The sequence below is a fragment of the Massilia sp. Se16.2.3 genome (assembly GCF_014171595.1).
GTDB lineage: Bacteria > Pseudomonadota > Gammaproteobacteria > Burkholderiales > Burkholderiaceae_D > Telluria.
Genome location: NZ_CP050451.1, coordinates 1,870,549 through 1,890,149 on the forward strand (window position 1 = coordinate 1,870,549; position 19,601 = coordinate 1,890,149).

A 19,601-nucleotide genomic window follows, 5' to 3' on the forward strand; every position below is an offset into this window, starting at 1 on the left:
AGACTACCTCATCATCTCCGACGGCATGGAACCACGCTCCGGCAGGAACTACACCCGCATCGCCACCGTCGTCCTGCTCACGCTGGGCTGCCTCTACGTCCTCAAGCCCTTCCTGCCGGCCATCCTGTTCGCCGCCGCTGTCGTCATCTCGTCCTGGCCCCTCTACCTGCGCCTGCTGCACGCGATGCAGGGGCGGCGCACGCTGGCCGCGCTGACGATGACGCTCTCGCTGACGCTGCTCGTCATCATCCCGCTGGCCACCGTCGCCTACAACCTGGCCGACGACGTCGCCACCACCTTCGGCCAGATCCGGTATGCGCTGGAGCACGGCGAACTGCTGCCACCGAGCTGGATCCGCGACCTGCCGTTTCTCGGTGAGACGGTCGACAACTACCTGCGCCAATTGGTCGCCAGCCGCGAGCAGATGCTGGCGCTGGCCCAGCGCATGGTCGAGCCGGCGCGGCATTACCTGATGGCCGGCGGCCTGATGCTGGGCACCGGCGTCGTGCAGATGAGCCTGGCCGCTTTCGTGAGCTTCTTCCTCTACCGCGACGGCCAGGCCTTGACCGCCGTGGTCTCGGTGACGATGGCGAAGGTGATGGGCGAGGGCGCGCAATCGGTCACCGACATCGTCAGCCAGACCACCCGCGGCGTCATGTACGGCCTGCTTGGCACGGCGCTCGCCCAGGCCCTGGTGGCGGCCATCGGCTTCTTCATGGCGGGCGTGCCGGCGGTGCCCCTGCTGTCGGTGCTGGTATTCGTCAGTTCGCTCATTCCGGTGGGGCCACCCATCATCTGGGGCGGTGCGGCGATCTGGCTGTTCTCCCAAGGCAGCACCGGCTGGGGCATCTTCATGGTGATCTGGGGCACGGTATTGATCAGCGGCGTCGACAACGTCGTGCGGCCCATGCTGATCAGCCGCGGCACCAGCCTGCCGTTCCTGCTGACCCTGCTCGGGGTACTGGGCGGGGTGATTGCCTTCGGCGTGGTCGGGATGTTCATCGGGCCGGTGCTGCTGGCGGTGGGCTACTCGCTGATGAGCGAATGGACAGGCACGCGCGACCCGATCGTCAAGCAGCAGGGCGACCTGGCGCCCTAGCGGCTGCCGGCACGCGCGCGCGCGGGCAGGACGCAGCCCGCCGCAAAGCCGATCCCGGCACTACCCCAGACGAGGGCGGCGACGAATTCGAAGGCGTTGCGCAGTTCCGCGTATTTTGGAGGCCAGGCCTGGGCCGGACAGGGCGCCGCGGCGCGGTCAGGCCCCTCGTCCCAGCAGGCTGCGCAGCTTGTCGAAATCGATCGGCTTGGTCAGGTGGTGGTCGAAACCCGCCTCGACGGCCAGGCGCTTGTCCGCTTCCCGGCCCCAGCCGGTGGCGGCGATGAGCAGCATGCCGGCGCCGCGCGGCAGGGCGCGCGCCTTGCGCGCCAGTTCGTAGCCGTTCATGTCGGGCAGACCGATGTCGAACAGGGCCACTTCGGGCGCGAATTCGTCCAGCGCCATCAATGCGTCCTGCGCGCTGTGCACCGCGCGCGCGGTACAGCCATGCAGTTCCATGAACATGGCCAGCGTCTGGGCGGCGTCGGCATTGTCGTCGACCACCGGGATGCGCCTGGGCGCAAGGGCGCCACTGTCCTCGGCCGGTGCCGCGCAGTCCTGCGGCGTGCTCACCAGCGGCAGGCGTACCGTGAAGGTGCTGCCGCGGCCTTCGCCGGCGCTGTACGCCTCGACGCTGCCCCCGTGCAGGGCCAGCAGGCCGCGCACCAGCGCCAGGCCGATGCCCAGGCCGCCCTTGGAGCGGTCGAGCGCGGGTTTCAATTGGGAGAACATGCCGAACACGGCGTCGAGCGCGTGGCGCGGGATGCCGATGCCGTTGTCGCTCACCTCCACCACTGCCTGCCCGTTTTCGCACCACGCGCGCAGCGTGATGGCACCGCCGTCGGGCGTGTACTTGGCGGCGTTCGTCAGCAGGTTCACCACGACCTGGGTCAGGCGCGTGACGTCGGCGTCGACGATGACGTCATCGGCGGGCAGGGTGACGCTCAGGCTGTGGTGCGCCGCCTTCATCATCGGCGCGGCATCCTGGGCGGCACTGCGCAGCACGTCGGCGAGCGCGATCGGCGCGCGCCGCAATTCCGTGCGGTTCTGGGTGATGCGCGAGACATCCATCAGGTCGTCGACCAGGTGGGTCAGGTGGTGCAGCTGGCGGTCGAACACGGCCAGCAGCTGCTGCGGCGGCGGGCCGTCGCTGCGGCCGAGTTTGAGTACCTCGAGCGCGCTGCGCATCGGCGCCATCGGGTTGCGCAGCTCGTGCGACAGCGTGGCGGAATTCGTCCTTGCGGCGGTCGGCGTCGGACAGTTCGGCATTCAGTGCACGCAGCTGCTGCTCGGCTTCCAGCTGGACCGACAGGGCGCGCTCGGCGCTCTGGCGCGCCGCCAGCAGTTCGCGCTCGTAGGAGCGGCGGTCCTTGACGACGAACAGCGCCCACTCGTCGACGACGCGCGCGTCGTCTCCGTCGCCACGGCGGCGGCGCTGGATGTTGACCAGCATCGGCACCCGTACGCCGGCACGGTCGAGCATGTCGATCTGGAGCTCGGCCAGCGAGCCCTGCATCTGCAGGATGGGGGTGCAGTGGGTCTGGTGGAACAGGCGCGCGCCGATCGGCAGGCGCTCCTGGATGCGCATTTGCCCGACCAGTTCGTCCTGGCTGAAGCCGAGCCAGCCGCAGACGGTGGCGTTCGCGCGCAGTACCAGGCCGGCCGTATCCGTCAGCAGCAAGCCGCAGGCGGCGTCCTCGTACAGGGCAGCGTCGGCGGGCAGCGTGGCGTCCATGTTCAGGGCAGCTGCTGTGCGAGGAAGGCGTCGATCGCCTGCGAGCTGGCGCAGGGTGCGCTCATGTGCGGGCAGTGGCCGACGTTGTCGATGATGTGCAAGACGCTGTGCGGCAGGTGCCGATGCAGGTAGTCGCCGACGCTGCGCGGCGCGATCAGGTCGTCGCTGCATTGCAGGATCAGGGCCGGCGTGTTTGACTGCGGCACGTCGGCGCGGTGGTCGGACAGGAAGGTGACGCGGGCGAAGTGCTTGGCGATTTCCGGATCGTTGCGGCAGAAGCTGTCGGTCAGCTCGGTCGCCAGTTGCGGCTGGCCCGGAGCGCCCATGATCGCCGGCGCCAGGCTGCTCGACCAGCCGAGGTAGTTGGCGTCCATCGTTTCCAGCAGTTCGTCGATATCGCCGCGGGCGAAACCGCCCACGTAGTCGCCGTCGTTGATGTAGCAGGGGGAGGGGCCGACCATGATTTGCGCCAGGAAGCGCTCGGGCGCGCGGATCGTCGCCAGCAGGCCGATCATGGTGCTGACCGAGTGGCCGACAAAAATCACGGATCCATCGGCGGCGCATTCGTCGATGATTTCCAGCAGGTCGGCGGCGTAGCCGTGCAAGCTGCCGTACTTGTCGCGGTCGTAGGCCGACAAATCCGAGCCGCCGCTGCCGACCAGGTCGAAAGTGACGATCCGGTAGCGCTCGGCGAAGGCCGGCGTCAACATGCGCCACATGCTCTTGTCACAGCCAAAGCCGTGAGCGAATACCATCGTGGTGGCGCCGCTTCCGGAAACAGATACGTTATTACGCTGGAGCACGCTCATCGTTTTCTCGGCTAATCATTTTTTTAACTTTGTTGCGCAACAGTGTACATCAGGTAACGTTTTGCACGCGTTATGGATTTGCAAAAATGAAAAATCCTGCCTCGGGGCAGGAGTAAAGCCTGCCGGGGCAGGCTTTACGGGTGCGTCATGACGCTCAGCCGTGCTCGTCGTCCTCGTCGCGCTCGAGCTGCGGGATCACCTTGATCAGCAGGATGCGCGGACCATTGGTTTTCTTGACCACCACGTCGAACTTCGGGAATTCGATGCGCTGGCCCTGCTTCGGAATATCGCCCAGCTTCGCCATCAGGAGGCCGCCGACCGACTCGACGTCGTCCAGCCCCATTTCCTCGTTGTCGATGTCGATGCCGAGCAGGCGTTCGAGCGAGAAGATCGGCAGGCTGGCCTTGCCGATATAGGTGCCGTCGGACTGCGGCAGCCAGTCGTTCTCGTTCATGCGGAATTCGTCGCGGATTTCGCCGACCATCGCGCCGAGCAGGTTGTCGAGCGTGATGAAGCCGACCGGACGCTTGCCCTTTTCGCCGATCAGGGCGAAGTGGGGCGCGCCGCTGCGGAAACGGCGGAAGATGTCCTGCGCCGGAGTGCGCGCCGAAATCGTCTCGACCGGGCGCAGGAATTGCGACAGGTCGCTGAGGTCCTTGCCCGACTGCTGGGCGAAGAACAGGTCCTTCAGGTGGATCACGCCCAGCACTTCCTCGCCTTCCTCGTCGAAATACGGGTAGCGCGAGAAGCGGTTGCGGCGCACGGTGTCGAGGTTTTCCTCGATCGGCTGGTCTTCGTGCAGGGCGATTACCTCGTTGATCGGCCGCATCAGGTCGGATACGGCCATTTCCGAGAATTCCAGCGACTGCGCCAGGATCTGGCGTTCGTCGTGGGTGAACTTCTCCTTGCCCGTGCTCGTGTTCGTGCGCAGGATCAGCTTCAGCTCGTCCGTCGAATAATGGGTTTCATGGCTGCCGGTGCCGGACAGTCCCGCCACCCGCAGCACCAGGTTGGCGCTGGCATTCAGGAGCCAGATCGCCGGGTACATGGCCCAGTAAAAGCCATAGAGCGGCAGCGCGGTCCACAGCGCCACCACTTCGGGGATACGGATCGCCAGCGACTTCGGCGCCAGTTCGCCGACGACGATGTGCAGGAAGGAGATGACGCTGAAGGCCACCACGAAGGAAACGCCGTGGATGATTTGCGGCGAGGTGACGCCGAGCATGCCGAACACCGGTTCGAGCAGGCTGGCAAAGGCCGGTTCACCGACCCAGCCCAGGCCCAGCGAGGCCAGGGTGATGCCGAGCTGGCAGGCCGACAGGTAGGCGTCGAGCTTGTCGTGGACCTTGGCCAGGATGCGTCCGCGCAGGCCGCTGGTCTTGGCGATGGCGCGCACGCGGGTCTTGCGCAGCGTGACGATGCCGAATTCGGCCGCCACGAAGAAGCCGTTCAACGCGACCAGGAACAGGGCGAGAACGACAAATAAAATATTTTCCATATGAAGGGTAAGTGAATAAAAGGTACTACCAAGAGCGCCTGACAAAATCTCCATGGCGGCGTTGCACCGTCTCGCCGTACAGGCGTACTGTCTTCGACGGTGCGCCTTGCCATGAAGGTTTTGTTAGGCGCTCTAAGACATTGTACAGCCCGCGTGCTGCTCAGGCGGCGGCAAGGCCCCCGTGCTGCGCCGCCGCCAGGATCGCTTCGACCGCCGGATGCTGGATCTTGCGCTCGTTCGAGATCGCGTAGAACTGCTCGCGCACTTCCGGCACGCGCCCGACCAGCACCGCCTTCAGCTGTTCGGCAAGGTCGTCGGCCAGCGCCGCCGGCGCGAAGAACAGGCCGTGCCCGCGCCGGCCGAAGGTGTTCAGTAGCGCGTTATCTTCAAATTCGCCGGCCACGTCGGGATGCACGCCCTGCATCTCGAACCATTCGTCGATGCGGGTGCGCAGCGCGTTGTTCCGGGTCGGCAGCAGGAAGGGCGCGCCGTCGAGTTTTTTCGGGAAGCCTTCCGCGTAGCGTGCGGCCAGCTCGGCCGTGCCGACGACCATCATCTCGCTCTCGAACAGCATGTGGCTGAACACGCGCAGGGTGCTGCCGCTGGGCAGGGCGCGGTCGGTCAGCACGACATCCAATTTATGCAGGGCAAGGTCGGCCAGCAGCGCCTCGTACTGGTCTTCGAAGCAGACCAGGCGCACCGGCGTGGGCAGCGTGGCGGTCGCTTCCAGCAGGCGGAAGGCCGTCAGTTTCGGCAGCGAGTCCGAGATGCCGACGGTCAAACGGGTGCGCAGGTGGCCGGCCTGGTCGAGCGCTTCCTGCATCTGCTCGCCCAGCAGGAAGATCTGGTCGGCATAGCCCAGCGCCAGGCGCCCGGCCTCGGACAGCGTCAGGCGCCGGCCCTGCTGGGTGAACAGGGACTTGCCGACGGACTGCTCGAGCAGGGTGATCTGGCTGCTGACGGTTTGTACCGCCAGCCCGAGGCGCTCGGCCGCGCGCGTGATGCTGCCTTCCTTGGCGACCACCCAGAAATAGTACAGGTGGCGAAAATTCGTTCCCGCGTTTTTCATCTCTTCCGTTTTTCCGAAGTAATGCTTCGATTATCTTCGCTTTTTCAATTGAGCGCACGACTCTACACTGCGCTTTATCAATTTTCACAACGAAGGGAAATCAATATGAAGCACTTTAGAGGATCTTTCCTCGTAGCGATCATCTGTCTGGGCCTGGCCGGCTGGTGGGGTTACGAACACGCGGGCTTGTCGGGCGCGCTGACGGCAGTCGGCGTTGCCGCCATCCTGTCGATCATGGAGGTGTCGCTGTCGTTCGACAATGCCGTGGTCAACGCCTCGGTCCTGAAGGGCTGGAACGAATTCTGGCTCAAGCTGTTCCTGGGCCTGGGTATGATCATCGCCGTGTTCGGCATGCGCCTGGTGTTCCCGCTGGTGATCGTGGCCGTTGCAGCCGACCTGGGACTGACCGAAGTGTGGAACCTGGCACTGTCCGATCCGAAAGGTTTTTCAAGCCACCTGACGGCGCACCATGCTGAAGTGGCGGCTTTCGGCGGTATGTTCCTGCTGCTGGTCTTCCTGAACTTCCTGCTCGACGCGGACAAGGAAACCCACTGGCTGGGTAACTTCGAGAAGAAGCTCGGTTCGCTCGGTAAAGTGTCGTCGATCTCGGTGATGATCGCGCTCGCTTCGCTGCTGTTCTCGATGAGCTTTGTCGAGGAAGCCAAGCAGATGATCGTCCTGACCGCCGGTATCTGGGGCATCCTGGTCTACGTCGGTGTCGACATGATCAGCAGCCTGCTGGAGAAGGAAGAAGAAGAGGGCGGTAACGTCGGCGACATGGTCAAGAAGGGCGGTATCGGCGGCTTCCTGTACCTCGAAGTGCTCGATGCATCGTTCAGTTTCGACGGCGTGATCGGCGCCTTCGCGATCACCACCGATGTCGTGATCATCATGCTGGGCCTGGCCATTGGCGCGATGTTCGTGCGTTCGATGACGGTCTACCTGGTCAAGAAGGGCACGCTGGACGAGTTCGTCTACCTGGAACACGGCGCGCACTATGCGATCGGTATCCTGGCCGTGATCATGATGGCCGGCATGATGGACATCCACGTGCCCGAGATCGTGACCGGTTTGACGGGTGTGGCCTTCATCGCGGCTTCGCTGTGGTCGTCGATCCGCTACAAGAAGAAGCATGCGGCGCTGGAAGCACGTGAAGGTGTGAAAGAGCTGGCGTAAGGGGTGACGGGGCGGTGGTGGTGTTTGCCGCCGTCCCGGATGCGGAAACCTTGTACCGCGTGGGCTCAAGAGCCCACCCTACGGTGCACGACTTTCGTAGGGTGGGCACTCGTGCCCACGCTGTCGCCCCGGCAGAACAGCGTAGTCGTAGCGTGATGCGGCCGGCGAGGCTCCCGACTCCACGCGGTACCGAGCAAAAACAGAGTCACAGAACAACGCGCAGCGCCACAACGGCTGCGCACAACGAACCGCACGGCGAGCGGCAGAACACCAGCTCGCTGTGCGTGGTTAAAACCGGTGTTCAACAAGAAGTCCTAACTTAGGAGATACACAAATGGCAATCAGTCTGCAAAAAGGCGGTAACGTCAACCTGTCGAAAGAAGCCCCTGGCCTGACCAACCTGAAAGTCGGCTTAGGCTGGGATACCCGCGCCACCGATGGCGCCGCTTTCGACCTGGACGGCGCTGTCTTCATGCTGAACTCGTCGGGCAAGGTACGCTCGGACGCCGACTTCATCTTCTACAACAACCTGAAATCAAGCGACGGCTCCGTGGTCCACTCGGGCGACAACAAGACCGGCGAAGGCGCGGGCGACGACGAAACCGTCGCCATCGACCTGACGAAGGTGCCGGCCGACGTCGACAAGATCGTGCTGGCCGTGACCATCCACGACGCCGACACCCGCCGCCAGAACTTCGGCATGGTCGGCAAGGCCTTCATCCGCTGCATCAATGCCAGCGGCGACGCGGAAATCGCCCGCTACGACCTGTCGGAAGACGGCTCGACGGAAGCTGCAATGATCTTCGGCGAGGTGTATCGTAACGGCGCCGACTGGAAGTTCCGCGCAATCGGCCAGGGCTTCCAGGGCGGCCTGGGCCCACTGGCCAAGAACTACGGCGTCAACGTCTAATTGATAGGTTTGCAGTCCCCGCCAGCGGGGGCTGTCTTTAAAAAAGAGGAAGCCTTAAAAAAATGCCAACTTTTACCGTGACCGGGGATGTCGATCCCTTCCTGCATGTGTCGATGAGGCGCGGCGAGACCATCTATTGCGAATCCGATGCGATGGTGATGATGGAATCGACGCTCGACCTGAAAGGCAAGATGAAGGGCGGGCTCGGCAGCGCGCTGATGCGTACCTTCGCCAACGGCGAGTCCTTCTTCCAGCAGCACATCGAAGCGACCCGCGGCGACGGCGACTGCCTGCTCTCGCCGACGCTGCCGGGTGCGATGCAGGTCGTCGATGTCGGCCCGAACAACTACATCATCAGCGACGGCGCCTTTGTCGCCGCCACGTCCGGCGTGGACCTGAAGGTGCGCACCCAGAGCGTCGGCAATGCGCTGTTCGCCAACAGCGGCGGCTTTTTTGTCACCGAGACCTCGGGTTCGGGCCAGGTGGTGGTGTCGGGATTCGGTTCGATGTCGGTGCTCGACGTGGAGCCGGGCAAGGACGCCATCATCGACAACTCGCACGTCGTGTGCTGGGACAGCACGCTGCGCTACGAGATCTCGATCACGACCGGTACCAGTGGCGGCTTCCTCGGTAACCTGATCAACAGCCAAACCAGCGGCGAGGGCATGGTCCTGCGCTTTTCGGGCAAGGGCAAGGTCTACGTGTGTTCGCGTAACCGTGCCGCCTTCAAGGCATGGATGCAGGCGCCCGCCAAGTAACGTCGCTCTTACGCGCACAAGGAGAAATACAATGACTGTCAGTCTGCAAAAAGGCCAGAAAATCTCGCTCTCGAAAGAGGGCGGCGGTTCGCTCACCCGTGTCACCATGGGACTGGGCTGGGATGCCATCAAGTCCAAGGGTTTCCTCGGCTTCGGCGCCAAAACCGAAAGCGTCGACCTCGACGCCTCGGTGGTGATGTTCGACGAATCGAACCGCGTGGTCGATACCGTCTGGTTCCGCCAGTTGAAGAGCAAGGACGGCAGCATCGTCCATACGGGCGACAACCGCACCGGCGCCGGCGACGGCGACGACGAGCAGATCAACGTCGATCTGTCCGCCGTGCCGGGCAACGTGAAATCGCTCGTCTTCACCGTGAACAGCTTCACCGGCCAGAACTTCTCGCAGGTGCAGAACGCCTACTGCCGCCTGCTCGACGCGACCGGCAACAAGGAAGTGGCGCGCTACGACCTGTCGGTGCAGGGCGCCCACACCGCCCAGGTGATGGCCAAGCTGTACCGCCACAACGGCGAGTGGAAGATGCACGCCATCGGCGAAAACGCCAGCGGCCGCACCTTCGACGACCTGATGCCGTCGATTACGCCCCACCTGTAATCTGATCGTTGTGTAAAAAAGACCGGGGACGCGTCCCCGGTTTTTTTGTTTACGTGCGCGAAAACTGCCGCTTCAGTCGTCGCTTGCCGGGTCCACCGGGAGGCACACCCATGGCTCATACATCATCACCGCTTCCACCCTGATGCCTGGCTGGAAGCAGATTTCGCCGCGCGTGATCAGGTCCATGGGCACCGCCGCGGAATACGTGCCCGATTCCGACCGGCTGGCGTAGCGGTGGCGATAGCTGGACGAGTCGGCGCTTTTGCCGGGCCGGTAGCGCACCAGCACCGTGGCATCCTCTGGCACGGGCAGGTCGAAACGCAGCGCAATGGCGTACGCGCCGTCCTCGTCCTCGTCCTCCTGTTCGACCAGGCTGCCGCGCGGCCGCGGCAATTGCGCGATCTGGCGCGCATACTTCGCTTCCAGTCCCTTCAGGTGGCGCGCATAATCGTCCAGCACGAGGTCGAGGTCGAACCCGGCCAGCTGGAACGCTGTCTGCCACAGCGCATAGCCGTTCAGGTCGCGCGGAAAATCCGCGCTTGCCAGGGCTTGCAGCAGGGTTTTCGGCGCTGCCGCGCCGTAGCGCTTGACCAGGCGGTCGACCAGAATCGCACCCAGCGGGTACTTGAGGTTGTCGTCCACCGTCCCGGCGAAGGCTTCCTGGTCGGCCAGCTGGCGCGGCGCGAGCATCCGCCGTGCCGAGACGGTGGCCGCCGCCAGCTCCTGCTTCGGGGTCACCCCGGCCTGCCGGTCCAGCGTGTTTTCCACCCATTCGGCCAGGCCTTCATTGAGCACCATCATCTTGTCCAGTTCGATCGAACGGGCGCCGCCGGCCAGGCGCGCCGCGAACACGTGGGCCGTCTCGTGCGCCGGGGTGGAGGTCGCGTCCTTGCCGTTCACGTGCATGCGGATGCGGTCCTGGTAGGCCGTGCCGGCGTGGTTCTCGGTCGTGCCGGACAGGTCGACGTCGATCGGCGCCGCCCCTTCGATACCGAGCAGGGGAGGCGACGGCGGCGAAGGTGCGGTCGGCCTCGTCGACCAGGGGACGCACCCGTGCGCTGCTCAGGGCCGGGTAGCTGAAGCTGTAGTGGCGCGTGCTCGCATGGGCACCGGCGATGGGCACGAATTCGAGGGCATCGGCGCGATCGCTGTCGCCGGCGCTCCCATCCTTGCCCTGCCTGTCGCGCTTGGCCACCAGCATGAAGCCCGCCAGCATGGCGGCCACCATCAGTGCGATACCGAGCCGCACGAGCCATCGGCGCGCCATGCCGATACGCTGCACCCGTGCGCGCACCTTGCCCGCGCTGGAGAACAGGACGAAGGAGAACGAGGCGAACAGCAGCGCCGCGCCGAGCTGGGTCCAGATGGTGGCCATGGGGAGCCGCCAGGTGGTCCCGGTAAAGCGCAGGCCCAGCAGGTCGGCGGTGTTGAGCAGCGCCGCGATCGACGGCGACCATTCCTGCAACAGCTTGATCCCGATCGCGCACAGCGCCAGTGCCAGCCAGGCCACATGGCGCAGGAAGCCCAGCAGCATGCCCGCCGTCAGCGCGACGGCAGTCGTCAGGCAGCACAGCGCGAACATCGTCAGCAGCAGCGTGGGCCGCAAGGCATGGTTGAGCGAGTCGTGCGTGGCCGCGTGCAGACAGGCGTGCATCAGCAGTGCGCCGGCAGGGAAGATCAGCAATACCAGCATCGCGGCGTTCAATTTCGCCATGAAGATGGCCCGGCGCGTCACGGGCAGGCCGTCGAGGAATTGCAGGGTGCCTTCGTCGATCTCCCGGATGAGCAGGTTGACGCCCAGGGCGAATCCCAGCAGGATCTGCATGGCCCCGAGCTCGTCGGACACCAGTTGCAGCCGGTCCGCGAAGGAATGGGTGCCGAAGGGGACGAGGAAAACATCGACGAGATCCATCAGCAGAAGCGCGAGCACGACCCAGACAAAGGGGCGCAGGCTGCGCAGCTCCTTGCGCAACAGGGCGCCGTTCATTTCACCTCCCAGCGCTGTGCCGCCAGCCTGGCACTGCAGCCGAGCAGCGCGTCGCGCCGCTCCACCGCGGTGAACAGGCGGGTGCCGCGCGCGAACGACGCCGGCAGCACGCCGGCGCGGGTGCTGTCGACCCGGACAGCGCTTCCGGCGCGATTTCGCCATCCCATGGCCCCGGGGTCCGGTACAGGACCGAGAACGGCGGCACCTCGCCGGCCGCCGGCCCGGTCCGGTAATGCACCTCGAAGGTGTTCCCCGCCATGCGCTGCGCGCTGAAACGCACCTGCGGTACGGCGATCCGGTCGAGCGTGCCCGCCATGCGTGCCTGTTCGGCCTTGAACAGTGCGTCGAACTGCCGCGTCAACCTGGCCTGGCCCGGCGCGCCTGCCTGTGCCAGCAGCGCCGCAAAACCGGGGTCGAGCAGCGAGGCACGGGCGTCGCCCGGCGGGCGCTCGGCCAGCACCGAACGGCTCAGTACCCGGAAGCGCGGCTCGCCCATCTGCTGGGCCAGCGAAGCGACCATCCTCCACGCCAGCGCATCGGCAAGGCAGGGGCCGAGCTCCTCGCGCACGCTCAGCCACGCGTGTACCGCGCGTTCGGCACCGCGGCCCCGGGCCTGCAACAGGCGCGCCGCGAAAGCGGCACGCAGCGCCAGCTTGTCCTGCTGTTGCGGCAGGTCGCGCGCCACCAGCCACTGCGCGGTACCGTCGAGCAGCCAGCGCCGGCTTTCCTCGGCGGCGCGGCCATGCGAATACCATTCCATCCACGAGGCCAGCGCATAGGCCCGGAATCCTTCGCGGTCGAAGCTGTCGCTGGTAAAAGCTGCGCGTACCACCACCCCGTCGGCATTGGGCAGCACCGCGCGCTGGAAGGCATCGCCATCGAGGGCATCGTCAGGCAGCGCCGTCAGTGCGGGAGTGTCGTGCAGGCCCAGGAAAGCCTGCATGCGCGCCAGGTCGATTGAGATCGCATTGGCCAGCTGCTGGGCGACGCCTTCGGGGCCGGCGTCGCCGACCGCGACGGCCGGGCCGCCCTCGCTGCGCACCGCGTGCGCCAGTTTGTAGGGCGGCTTGGGTTTGCGTGCCTCGATCACCGTGAACGCCATGATCACTGCGGGGAAGCTGATGGTGACGGCGGATTTTCGCGCGAGCGCATCCGGCGCGACAAGGCCACCACCAGCGAGCCTTCGGCCGACAGCGCCAGCGCGAAGGTCGCCACGACCAGCGCCGCGGCGATGCCGCAGGTGACCAGCACCTCCGACAGGGGCAGCACCAGCCTTTCGTAAACCATCGATTCCTGCGCCAGGTAGAAAGGCGCCCAGTTCTGGATAGCCAGTTGCCCGACGGCGTTCGCCGCCATCGTGCAGACAGCCAGCATGCTCCAGATGACGTAACGGTAACGGCCGGTCAAGCCGATGGCGAAGGCCAGTGCATAGCTGAACAAGGCGAAACTGGCGCTGCGGATGGCCACCATGGCGACGTAGTGCGGCGTCAGCGTGACCTTGTGGCGCGCCAGGAGCAGGGTTGCGCCCAGGCAGGCGCCCATCGCCAGCAAGAGCAGTGCGCACCCGAGCAGCCATTTCACCGCCAGCACCTGGGTACGGCTGACGGGCAGGGTTTCCAGGAACAGCTGGGTACGGCCCATGTATTCGCGCACGACCAGGCGGTTGGCCAGCACCAGCGCCATCAGGGGCACCATGATCGCGACAATTTTCTGATAGGCCACCATCGGGCTGCCCATGATCCCCGCCGCGCGCAAGGCGACAGCCTGCCCGAGCGCCAGCAACAGCAGCATGGCCAGCAGCACCCAGCGGTGCTCGCGCCACTCCTTGTAGAGGAGGGCGCGCATCAGGCGGTCACGCTGTCGGTGCGGGCAAAGGCCAGGAAGATGTCTTCCGGGGACAGCCGCTCGGCGACGGCGCCTGGCGGCAAGGTGGCCCCGTCCCATAGCGTTGGATCGGCCTGCCAGATATCGCCGCGCAGCCGCGTGAAACCCTCGCCGGGAATCGCGTCGTCAAGCGCGACGATGCGCCGCACCTGCGTGCGCAAGGCACCGACTTCGCCCTCGAAACGGCAGCTGCCGGCCTGCACGATGCCGACGCGCTGTGCGAGCTGCTCCACCTCGCCGACCAGGTGCGAGGAAAACATCACCGTCGTGCCCTGTTCGCGCTGCAAGGCCTGCAATTGATCGTTGAACTCGCGCCGTGCCACCGGATCGAGCCCGGCCGTCGGTTCGTCCAGCAGCAGCAATTCCGGGCGCGGCGCCAGCGCCAGCGCCAGCCCCAGCTTGGTGCGTGTGCCGCCGGACATCTCCGACGCGCGCCGGTCGCGTGGCACGTCGAGCATGCGCAGCAGGCGCTGGAATTCGGGCGCGTCCCAGGTCGGATAAAAGCTGCCGACAAAATCGCCTAACTGGTCGGCCGTCATCCAGGGATAGAAATTCGGTTCCTGGCAAACGTAGCCGATGCGTTGCTTGAGCCCGGCCGGCATGCGTTTCACAGGGCGGCCGAGGACGGTGATGCTGCCGCTGTCCGGACGCAGCAAACCCATCAGCAGCTTGAGGGTCGTGGTCTTGCCGGCGCCGTTACGGCCGAGGAATCCGAACATTTCGCCCTGGCGCACGGTCAGGTTCAGGCCATCGAGGGCTTGCACCCGGCCATAACGGTGGGTGACGGATTCGAGCTCGACAGCGTTCATGTTGTTAACCGGAAATTAAGTTCGGTCATTATAGTATTGCCGATTGGTATTTTGGCAAGCTGTGCCGCGGGTTGCGGATCCGTTCGCAAGCGGATCATTCGTAGCGTAGGCGGGTTCCCCGCCTACGCGTTCAAGTTGTCCATGCTGACCGCTCTGGCGTCATGCAGGCATGGGTTGTACGCGTAGGCGGCGCATGGGCAACGGGAATGCGCACATTGCGGTCCGAGCCGCCTACCCTACGTTCAATATTTCTTGACATGATAGGGAAGCGAGTCTACTGTATTAATTAACTAATACAGTAGACACCATGACCTCCCACACCGCCCAGCTGTTTTCCATCACCACCGGCTCCTCCGAGCCGATCTATCGCCAGCTTGTCGAGCAGGTGCGGCGCATGGTGGCCGCCGGCCAGATGGCGCCCGGCGATGCCATGCCCTCGGTACGCGAAGTGGCGCAGTCGCTTGCGCTGAACCCGATGACCGTCTCCAAAGCCTACAGCCTGCTCGAAATGGAAGGCCTGCTGGCGCGCCGGCGCGGCATGGGCATGGTCGTCGCCGACCGCGTGCAGACAAGGCAAAGCGCCTTTGAACGCGCCGAACTGCTCAGACCCACATTAGAACGCGCCGCCATGGAAGCGCGTCAGCTCGAACTCGATCCAGACACCGTCCTCTCCCTCTTCACCCAGATCCTGAAGGAACAAGCATGAATACACCGATCGTCCAGCTGTCTTCGATCAGCAAGCAATTCGGCACTACCCCCATCCTCGCCAGCCTTGACTGGCAAGTGATGCCGGGCCAGGTCATCGGCCTGCTGGGGCGTAACGGCGCCGGCAAGTCGACCCTGCTCGAATGCCTGCTCGGCCTGCGCGAAACGGATGGCGGCAGCGTGCGCATCTTCGGCGAGGACGTGCGCAAGCTGTCCGACGCGAGCCGTGCCCGCATCGGCTACGTGCCGCAAAAGTCCGACCTGTTCGACTGGCTGACGCCGCGCCAGATGCTCGACTATTTCAAGGCCCTGTACCCGCGCTGGAACGATGCCAAGGTCGATGCGCTGCTGGCCCGCTGGGGCTTCGACCAGCGCATGCAGAACAAGGCGATCAGCAAGCTGTCGGGCGGCGAGCAGCAGCGCCTGTCGATCATCCGTGCGCTCGGCCCCGACCCGGATTTGCTGGTGCTCGACGAACCGGTATCGGCGCTCGACCCGATCGGCCGTCGCGACTTCCTGCGCGAACTGATCGACGGCGTGATCGAGCACGGCACCACGGTCGTGTTCTCGACCCACATCCTGTCGGACCTGGAGCGGGTGGCGCTGGACATCGCCTTCCTGAAGGACGGTACCATCACCCTGCAGGGCCAGCTCGACGAATTGCTGGAGGGCGCACGCCGCGTCACCGGCCCCGGTGCGATCCTCGACGGCGTGAAACTGGCCGGCGAATTGCGCCGCCAGCGTAGCCGTGACGGCACCGTCAGCGTGGTCACCCATGGCGGCGCCGTGCTCGGTGCGGTGGGCCAGCAGGCCGGCGTGCGCGTCGAGCCATTGAGCCTGGAAGACCTGTTCATCGAGGTGACGCAATGATCGCCGCCCTGAGGGATTACGCGATGCTGTGGCGTGCCGCGCTGGCGATCAGCCACCGGCGCACCAACCTGATGCTGGGCTGCATGGGCCTGGTGCTGGGCGCTACCGTCGCCACCCTGGTCATGCTCAAGAACGGGAATCCCGTCACCGCACTCGCCTACGCCCTGCGCGCCGTCTACGTGGTGCTGGCATTCGGCTGGCTGATGTATTTCGTTCCCGGCGCGATGAAGCTCAACACGCCGGCGAATGCCATCCTGGTGCCGCGCATGCGGCGCCGGCTGCGCGAGCTGACGGTGCTGGTGTGGGTTTCCGCGATCGTACTCAGTACCCTGATGACGATTGGCACGCCGATGCGGGTGTCGTATGTCTTCCTCGGCACCGGCTTCTGGCTGGCCGCCATGGCCCTTGGACGCAGCGGCAACTTCTGGGGCAAGTGCCTGCTGTTCGTGCTGCCGCTGTTCCCCATCCTGCATTCGTCGATACCGCCCGACTGGCGCGCGCTGCTCGTCACCGCACCGGTGCTGGCGGTGGCCACGATGCTGATGCTGGCGCTGGCGGCTTACACGCTGGAGACGATGTTCCCCAACGGTGGCGACCGTCATTACAGGCTGCAGGCCGAACAGAAGCTGATGACCGACCAGATGAGCATGGACGGCCAGTTCAGGCAGGCACGCACCCCGCGCCTGGGGCTGTGGGCCTACCAGGCGGTACTGCGTCGCGATATCGCAGGCCGCAGGGACGGGGCACTCCTGATGCACGTGCTCGGCCCGGCTACGCACTGGACCCAGCGCAACCTGTCGCTGCTGGCCCTGGTTCCGGGTGCCGCAATCGCCATGTTCCTGCTGCGCTACCAGTCCAGCGCCGCCACGCTCGAGATGATCGCCGAGGGCAGCTGGGTAGCCGCCTCATCGGCTCTGTTGGTCCAGCTGTTCGACTACGAGGGCCGCTCGATGCGTCTGGTGCACACCCGCGGCGAGCAGTCGCTGGTACGGCTGGCGCCCGGCATTCCGGGCAGCGCTGCCGCGTTCAACCGCAAGCTGGGCTGGCGCCTGCTGCGCGCTGCCTTGCTCGAGTGGGCCTGCATCACCGCGGTCGCGGTGGCAGTCGTCGCCATCACTGGCGGATCGAACGAGACCTTGTGGCGGGAACTGTTCATCTGCTGCCTGGCCCTGCCGCTGATTGCATCGAACCTGCGCGACCACGCCCGCCGCAGCGGCTCGGCCGGGTGGTGGATCGCGTTGGGGCTGGCCGCTTCGCTGGGCCTGTCGTTCGCTGTCGCAGTCCCGCTCGGGCGCATGCTGGATACGCCGGTCCTGCCGGTGGCAGCACTGGTGTCAATCGCGCTGGGAGCGCTGGCGGTAACGCTGCGCTGGCGCCGCGTGGCGGGCGCTCCCCACGCCTTCCCGGTGGGGCGCCTGGCCTGAACTGCAGCCGATGTTCAGCTGACCTTCAATGGCCGCGCTTCTGCACCAGCGCCGTGCCTACCCCGTGACGGCGGCCTTCGCTGACCGCCGTCACGGTGCCATCCGGATTGAACACGATGGCGTTCGCCGCGCCGATTTCCTCGGCCGGCTCTTCCCACTTGTGGCCGAAGGCTTCCAGCGCCTTCGCCTGCGCCGTGCCGGCGAAGCCCGGTTCGACCGAGGTGACGGCGCTATTTCTCTGCGAGAGGCGCGGGGCGTTCAGCGCCGCGTCCATCGGCATGCCGAGGTCGAGGTAATTGACGATGGTCTGGAGGACGGTGGTGATGATGGTCGACCCACCCGGACTGCCGATGGTGAAGGCGGGCTTGCCGTCTTTCAGGGCGATGGTCGGCGCCATGCTCGAGCGCGGACGCTTGCCCGCTTCCGGCACGTTCGGGTGCGGGCCTGAAAAATCGAAGTCGGTCAGCTCGTTATTGAGCAGGAAACCGTAGCCCGGCACGACGATGCCGCTGCCGCCCCAGGACTCGATGGTAAAGGTGTACGACACCACGTTGCCTTCCTTGTCCGACACTGTGAAGTGGGTCGTGTGCGCACTCTCGCGCTGCAGCGGGCGCGTTTGCGGACGCAGCGGCACGCTCGGATCCTGTTGGTAGCCGTACGGGTCGCCCGCCGCCACCACGCCGGCCGCGCGCTGCATGTCGATCAGCTTGCGGCGCTGGGCGGCGAAGTCTTTCGTCAGCAGCCCAGGCACCGGCGCATCGACGAACTCGGGGTCGGCCAGGTAGGCATTGCGGTCGGCGAAGGCAAGCCGGCTCGCTTCCAGGTACAGGTGTTCGGCCTGGGCGCGCGGCATCGCTTTCAGGTCGTAGCCTTCGAGGATGTTCAGTGCTTCGGCCACGGCCACGCCGCCGCTGCTCGGCAGGGGCATGCCGTAGATATCGTAGCCGCGGTAAGTGCTCTTGACCGGCTGGCGGATGCGGGCTTCGTAGTTGGCCAGGTCCGCCAGCGTCATGCCGCCGCTGCGCACGCGCAGGCCCGCTGCGACGGGTGGCTTGTTGACGGTGTCGACGATGGCGCGCGCCAGCGGGCCTTCATAGAAGGCTTTCTGGCCGTGGGCGGCGATCTCGCGGTAGGCCCTGGCCATGCCGGGGTTGCGCAGCAGCGTGCCGGGCTTGACCGCCTTGCCGTCAGGGCCGAGGTAGAGCGCGGCGCTCGTCGTGAACTGGGCGAATTTTTTCTCGTTCAGCGCCGTCATGCTGGAAAAATGGTCGGTAACGACGAAACCCTTCGATGCCACGTCGATGGCCGGCGCCAGCACCTGCTTGAAATCCATGCTGCCATAGCGCGACAGCGCCTCGTGCCAGCCGCGCACGGTGCCCGGTACGCCGACCGAGGCGCCGCTGGCGACCGCTTGTTCGAAGTCGATGGGCGCGCCGTTTTCCGGGGAACACGTTCGGCGTCGTGCTGGCCGGTGCCGTCTCGCGGTGGTCGATCGTCACCACGCGCCTGTCCTTGGCAAGATAAATCACCATGAAGCCGCCGCCGCCGATACCGCAGCTGTACGGGTCGGTCACGCCCAGCGTCGCGGCCGCGGTCACGGCGGCGTCGATGGCATTGCCGCCCTTGTTCAAGATGGCGAGCGCCGACTGCGAGGCTTTTTCGCTGATGGTGGCGACGGCGCCGCCGCTGCCGGTAGCAACCGGGGTCCTGGCCAGCGCCGGCGGCGCCTGCAGGACAATGGAAAGGGTCAGGGTGCAGGCGAGGGCGGTGGCTGGACGGGTCATGGATGGGCTATGGTGGCTAGGAATGTGGACTCACGCCGGCTTGACGCGCAGCCTGACGGGAAGGGTTGGCGCCGCACCCTGCGGTGGCGGCGACGCGGCGATCGATTCGTCGAGCTCGATGCGGGCGCCGGGCAGCAGCGCGCTCGCATGGCCGGGTTTGCCGGGTTGCAGTTCGAAGCGTTCAGCGGGGCCGTTCTTGCCCTGCAAGCTGAAGTGGTAGGCGAGGACGCCGGCCCAGACGCAGTGCACGCCCGGCGGGCAGCGGCTGTCTTCGACGCTGTCGTAGGTCAGCGTGAGGCCGGGTGCAATCTGCGCACTCGCGTGCAGCGCCAGCGTGATGGGGCCCGGCGGCCCACCGCCGGGTGCGGCGCAGGCAGCCATGGCGGCGCAGAAGACGGGCAGGGCGAATAGATGGCGCATCTGGTCTCGGATCGCGAAGATGTCGGTCAGTGCAGGATAGCAAAAATGCCAGGC

Annotated in this window: 19 protein-coding genes and 1 pseudogene; 8 read left to right on the top strand and 12 right to left on the bottom strand. The window is 65.8% G+C overall.

The window, feature by feature from the left end:
• The first annotated feature begins 25 nt into the window (after positions 1 to 25).
• Positions 26 to 1,099, top strand: coding sequence for an AI-2E family transporter (locus G4G31_RS08675; protein ID WP_182991080.1), 1,074 nt, complete (start codon positions 26 to 28; stop codon positions 1,097 to 1,099).
• Between the two features lie 156 nt (positions 1,100 to 1,255).
• On the opposite strand, the gene G4G31_RS08680 is transcribed toward G4G31_RS08675, so the two are convergent.
• From G4G31_RS08680 to nhaR, 4 genes are all read right to left on the bottom strand, one after another.
• A complete protein-coding gene (locus G4G31_RS08680) occupies positions 1,256 to 2,365 on the bottom strand; it encodes an ATP-binding protein (protein ID WP_308622145.1) in 1,110 nt (369 codons plus the stop codon).
• Positions 2,366 to 2,833: 468 nt separating this feature from the next.
• Positions 2,834 to 3,640, bottom strand: a complete 807-nt coding sequence (locus G4G31_RS08685; protein ID WP_182991081.1) for an alpha/beta fold hydrolase — start codon at positions 3,638 to 3,640, stop codon at positions 2,834 to 2,836.
• Between the two features lie 154 nt (positions 3,641 to 3,794).
• Positions 3,795 to 5,138, bottom strand: a complete 1,344-nt coding sequence (locus G4G31_RS08690) for a hemolysin family protein (RefSeq protein ID WP_182991082.1) — start codon at positions 5,136 to 5,138, stop codon at positions 3,795 to 3,797.
• A gap of 160 nt (positions 5,139 to 5,298) precedes the next feature.
• Positions 5,299 to 6,207 (bottom strand): transcriptional activator NhaR, encoded by a 909-nt coding sequence (gene nhaR / locus G4G31_RS08695; protein WP_182991083.1) that lies wholly within the window; start codon positions 6,205 to 6,207, stop codon positions 5,299 to 5,301.
• Positions 6,208 to 6,312: 105 nt separating this feature from the next.
• Between nhaR and G4G31_RS08700 the strand changes: the two genes are divergently transcribed.
• The 4 genes from G4G31_RS08700 to G4G31_RS08715 all read left to right on the top strand — a co-directional run bounded on the left by G4G31_RS08700 (position 6,313) and on the right by G4G31_RS08715 (position 9,664).
• Complete coding sequence (locus tag G4G31_RS08700) at positions 6,313 to 7,383, top strand: DUF475 domain-containing protein (RefSeq protein ID WP_182991084.1); 1,071 nt, start codon at positions 6,313 to 6,315, stop codon at positions 7,381 to 7,383.
• A gap of 334 nt (positions 7,384 to 7,717) precedes the next feature.
• Positions 7,718 to 8,293, top strand: coding sequence for a TerD family protein (locus tag G4G31_RS08705; RefSeq protein ID WP_182991085.1), 576 nt, complete (start codon positions 7,718 to 7,720; stop codon positions 8,291 to 8,293).
• A gap of 62 nt (positions 8,294 to 8,355) precedes the next feature.
• Positions 8,356 to 9,051 (top strand): TIGR00266 family protein, encoded by a 696-nt coding sequence (locus G4G31_RS08710; RefSeq protein ID WP_182991086.1) that lies wholly within the window; start codon positions 8,356 to 8,358, stop codon positions 9,049 to 9,051.
• A gap of 31 nt (positions 9,052 to 9,082) precedes the next feature.
• Entirely contained in the window at positions 9,083 to 9,664 is a 582-nt protein-coding gene (locus G4G31_RS08715) for a TerD family protein (protein ID WP_182991087.1), read from the top strand.
• Between the two features lie 72 nt (positions 9,665 to 9,736).
• Here the strand turns inward: G4G31_RS08715 and G4G31_RS24695 are convergent, their stop codons facing one another.
• From G4G31_RS24695 to G4G31_RS08735, 5 genes are read right to left on the bottom strand one after another with little or no spacing between them, the layout of a single operon-like run.
• Positions 9,737 to 10,564: a hypothetical protein gene (locus G4G31_RS24695; RefSeq protein WP_210283929.1), complete on the bottom strand. Its 828-nt coding sequence runs from the start codon at positions 10,562 to 10,564 to the stop codon at positions 9,737 to 9,739.
• Complete coding sequence (locus G4G31_RS08720; protein WP_182991088.1) at positions 10,449 to 11,651, bottom strand: ABC transporter permease; 1,203 nt, start codon at positions 11,649 to 11,651, stop codon at positions 10,449 to 10,451. Before G4G31_RS08720 ends, G4G31_RS24695 begins: the two co-directional genes overlap by 116 nt.
• Before the next feature lies 1 nt (position 11,652).
• The gene (locus tag G4G31_RS08725) at positions 11,653 to 12,753 is read right to left on the bottom strand and encodes a hypothetical protein (protein ID WP_182991089.1); all 1,101 of its coding nucleotides are present in this window, start codon (positions 12,751 to 12,753) and stop codon (positions 11,653 to 11,655) included.
• 2 nt (positions 12,754 to 12,755) lie between these two features.
• A complete protein-coding gene (locus G4G31_RS08730; protein WP_182991090.1) occupies positions 12,756 to 13,496 on the bottom strand; it encodes an ABC-2 transporter permease in 741 nt (246 codons plus the stop codon).
• Complete coding sequence (locus tag G4G31_RS08735; RefSeq protein WP_182991091.1) at positions 13,496 to 14,344, bottom strand: ABC transporter ATP-binding protein; 849 nt, start codon at positions 14,342 to 14,344, stop codon at positions 13,496 to 13,498. The genes G4G31_RS08730 and G4G31_RS08735 overlap by 1 nt, the downstream gene beginning before the upstream one ends.
• A gap of 307 nt (positions 14,345 to 14,651) precedes the next feature.
• On the opposite strand from G4G31_RS08735, the gene G4G31_RS08740 reads away from it, so the two are divergent.
• The 3 genes from G4G31_RS08740 to G4G31_RS08750 are packed head-to-tail and all read left to right on the top strand — an operon-like array spanning position 14,652 to position 17,343.
• Positions 14,652 to 15,050 carry a GntR family transcriptional regulator gene (locus tag G4G31_RS08740; RefSeq protein WP_182991092.1) on the top strand — a complete coding sequence of 133 codons (399 nt, stop codon included), beginning with the start codon at positions 14,652 to 14,654 and terminating at the stop codon, positions 15,048 to 15,050.
• Positions 15,047 to 15,919 carry an ABC transporter ATP-binding protein gene (locus G4G31_RS08745; protein ID WP_182991093.1) on the top strand — a complete coding sequence of 291 codons (873 nt, stop codon included), beginning with the start codon at positions 15,047 to 15,049 and terminating at the stop codon, positions 15,917 to 15,919. Before G4G31_RS08740 ends, G4G31_RS08745 begins: the two co-directional genes overlap by 4 nt.
• Entirely contained in the window at positions 15,916 to 17,343 is a 1,428-nt protein-coding gene (locus G4G31_RS08750; protein WP_182991094.1) for a hypothetical protein, read from the top strand. The genes G4G31_RS08745 and G4G31_RS08750 overlap by 4 nt, the downstream gene beginning before the upstream one ends.
• Positions 17,344 to 17,368: 25 nt before the next feature.
• Here the strand turns inward: G4G31_RS08750 and ggt are convergent, their stop codons facing one another.
• The 3 genes and pseudogenes from ggt to G4G31_RS08760 form a co-directional block, all read right to left on the bottom strand.
• Positions 17,369 to 18,769 carry a gamma-glutamyltransferase gene (gene ggt / locus G4G31_RS08755; protein ID WP_229425583.1) on the bottom strand — a complete coding sequence of 467 codons (1,401 nt, stop codon included), beginning with the start codon at positions 18,767 to 18,769 and terminating at the stop codon, positions 17,369 to 17,371.
• Positions 18,770 to 18,815: 46 nt separating this feature from the next.
• A pseudogene (locus G4G31_RS25560) lies at positions 18,816 to 19,127 on the bottom strand (gamma-glutamyltransferase); the annotation flags it as partial.
• A gap of 30 nt (positions 19,128 to 19,157) precedes the next feature.
• Complete coding sequence (locus G4G31_RS08760) at positions 19,158 to 19,547, bottom strand: hypothetical protein (RefSeq protein WP_182991095.1); 390 nt, start codon at positions 19,545 to 19,547, stop codon at positions 19,158 to 19,160.
• Between the last annotated feature and the right edge of the window lie 54 nt (positions 19,548 to 19,601).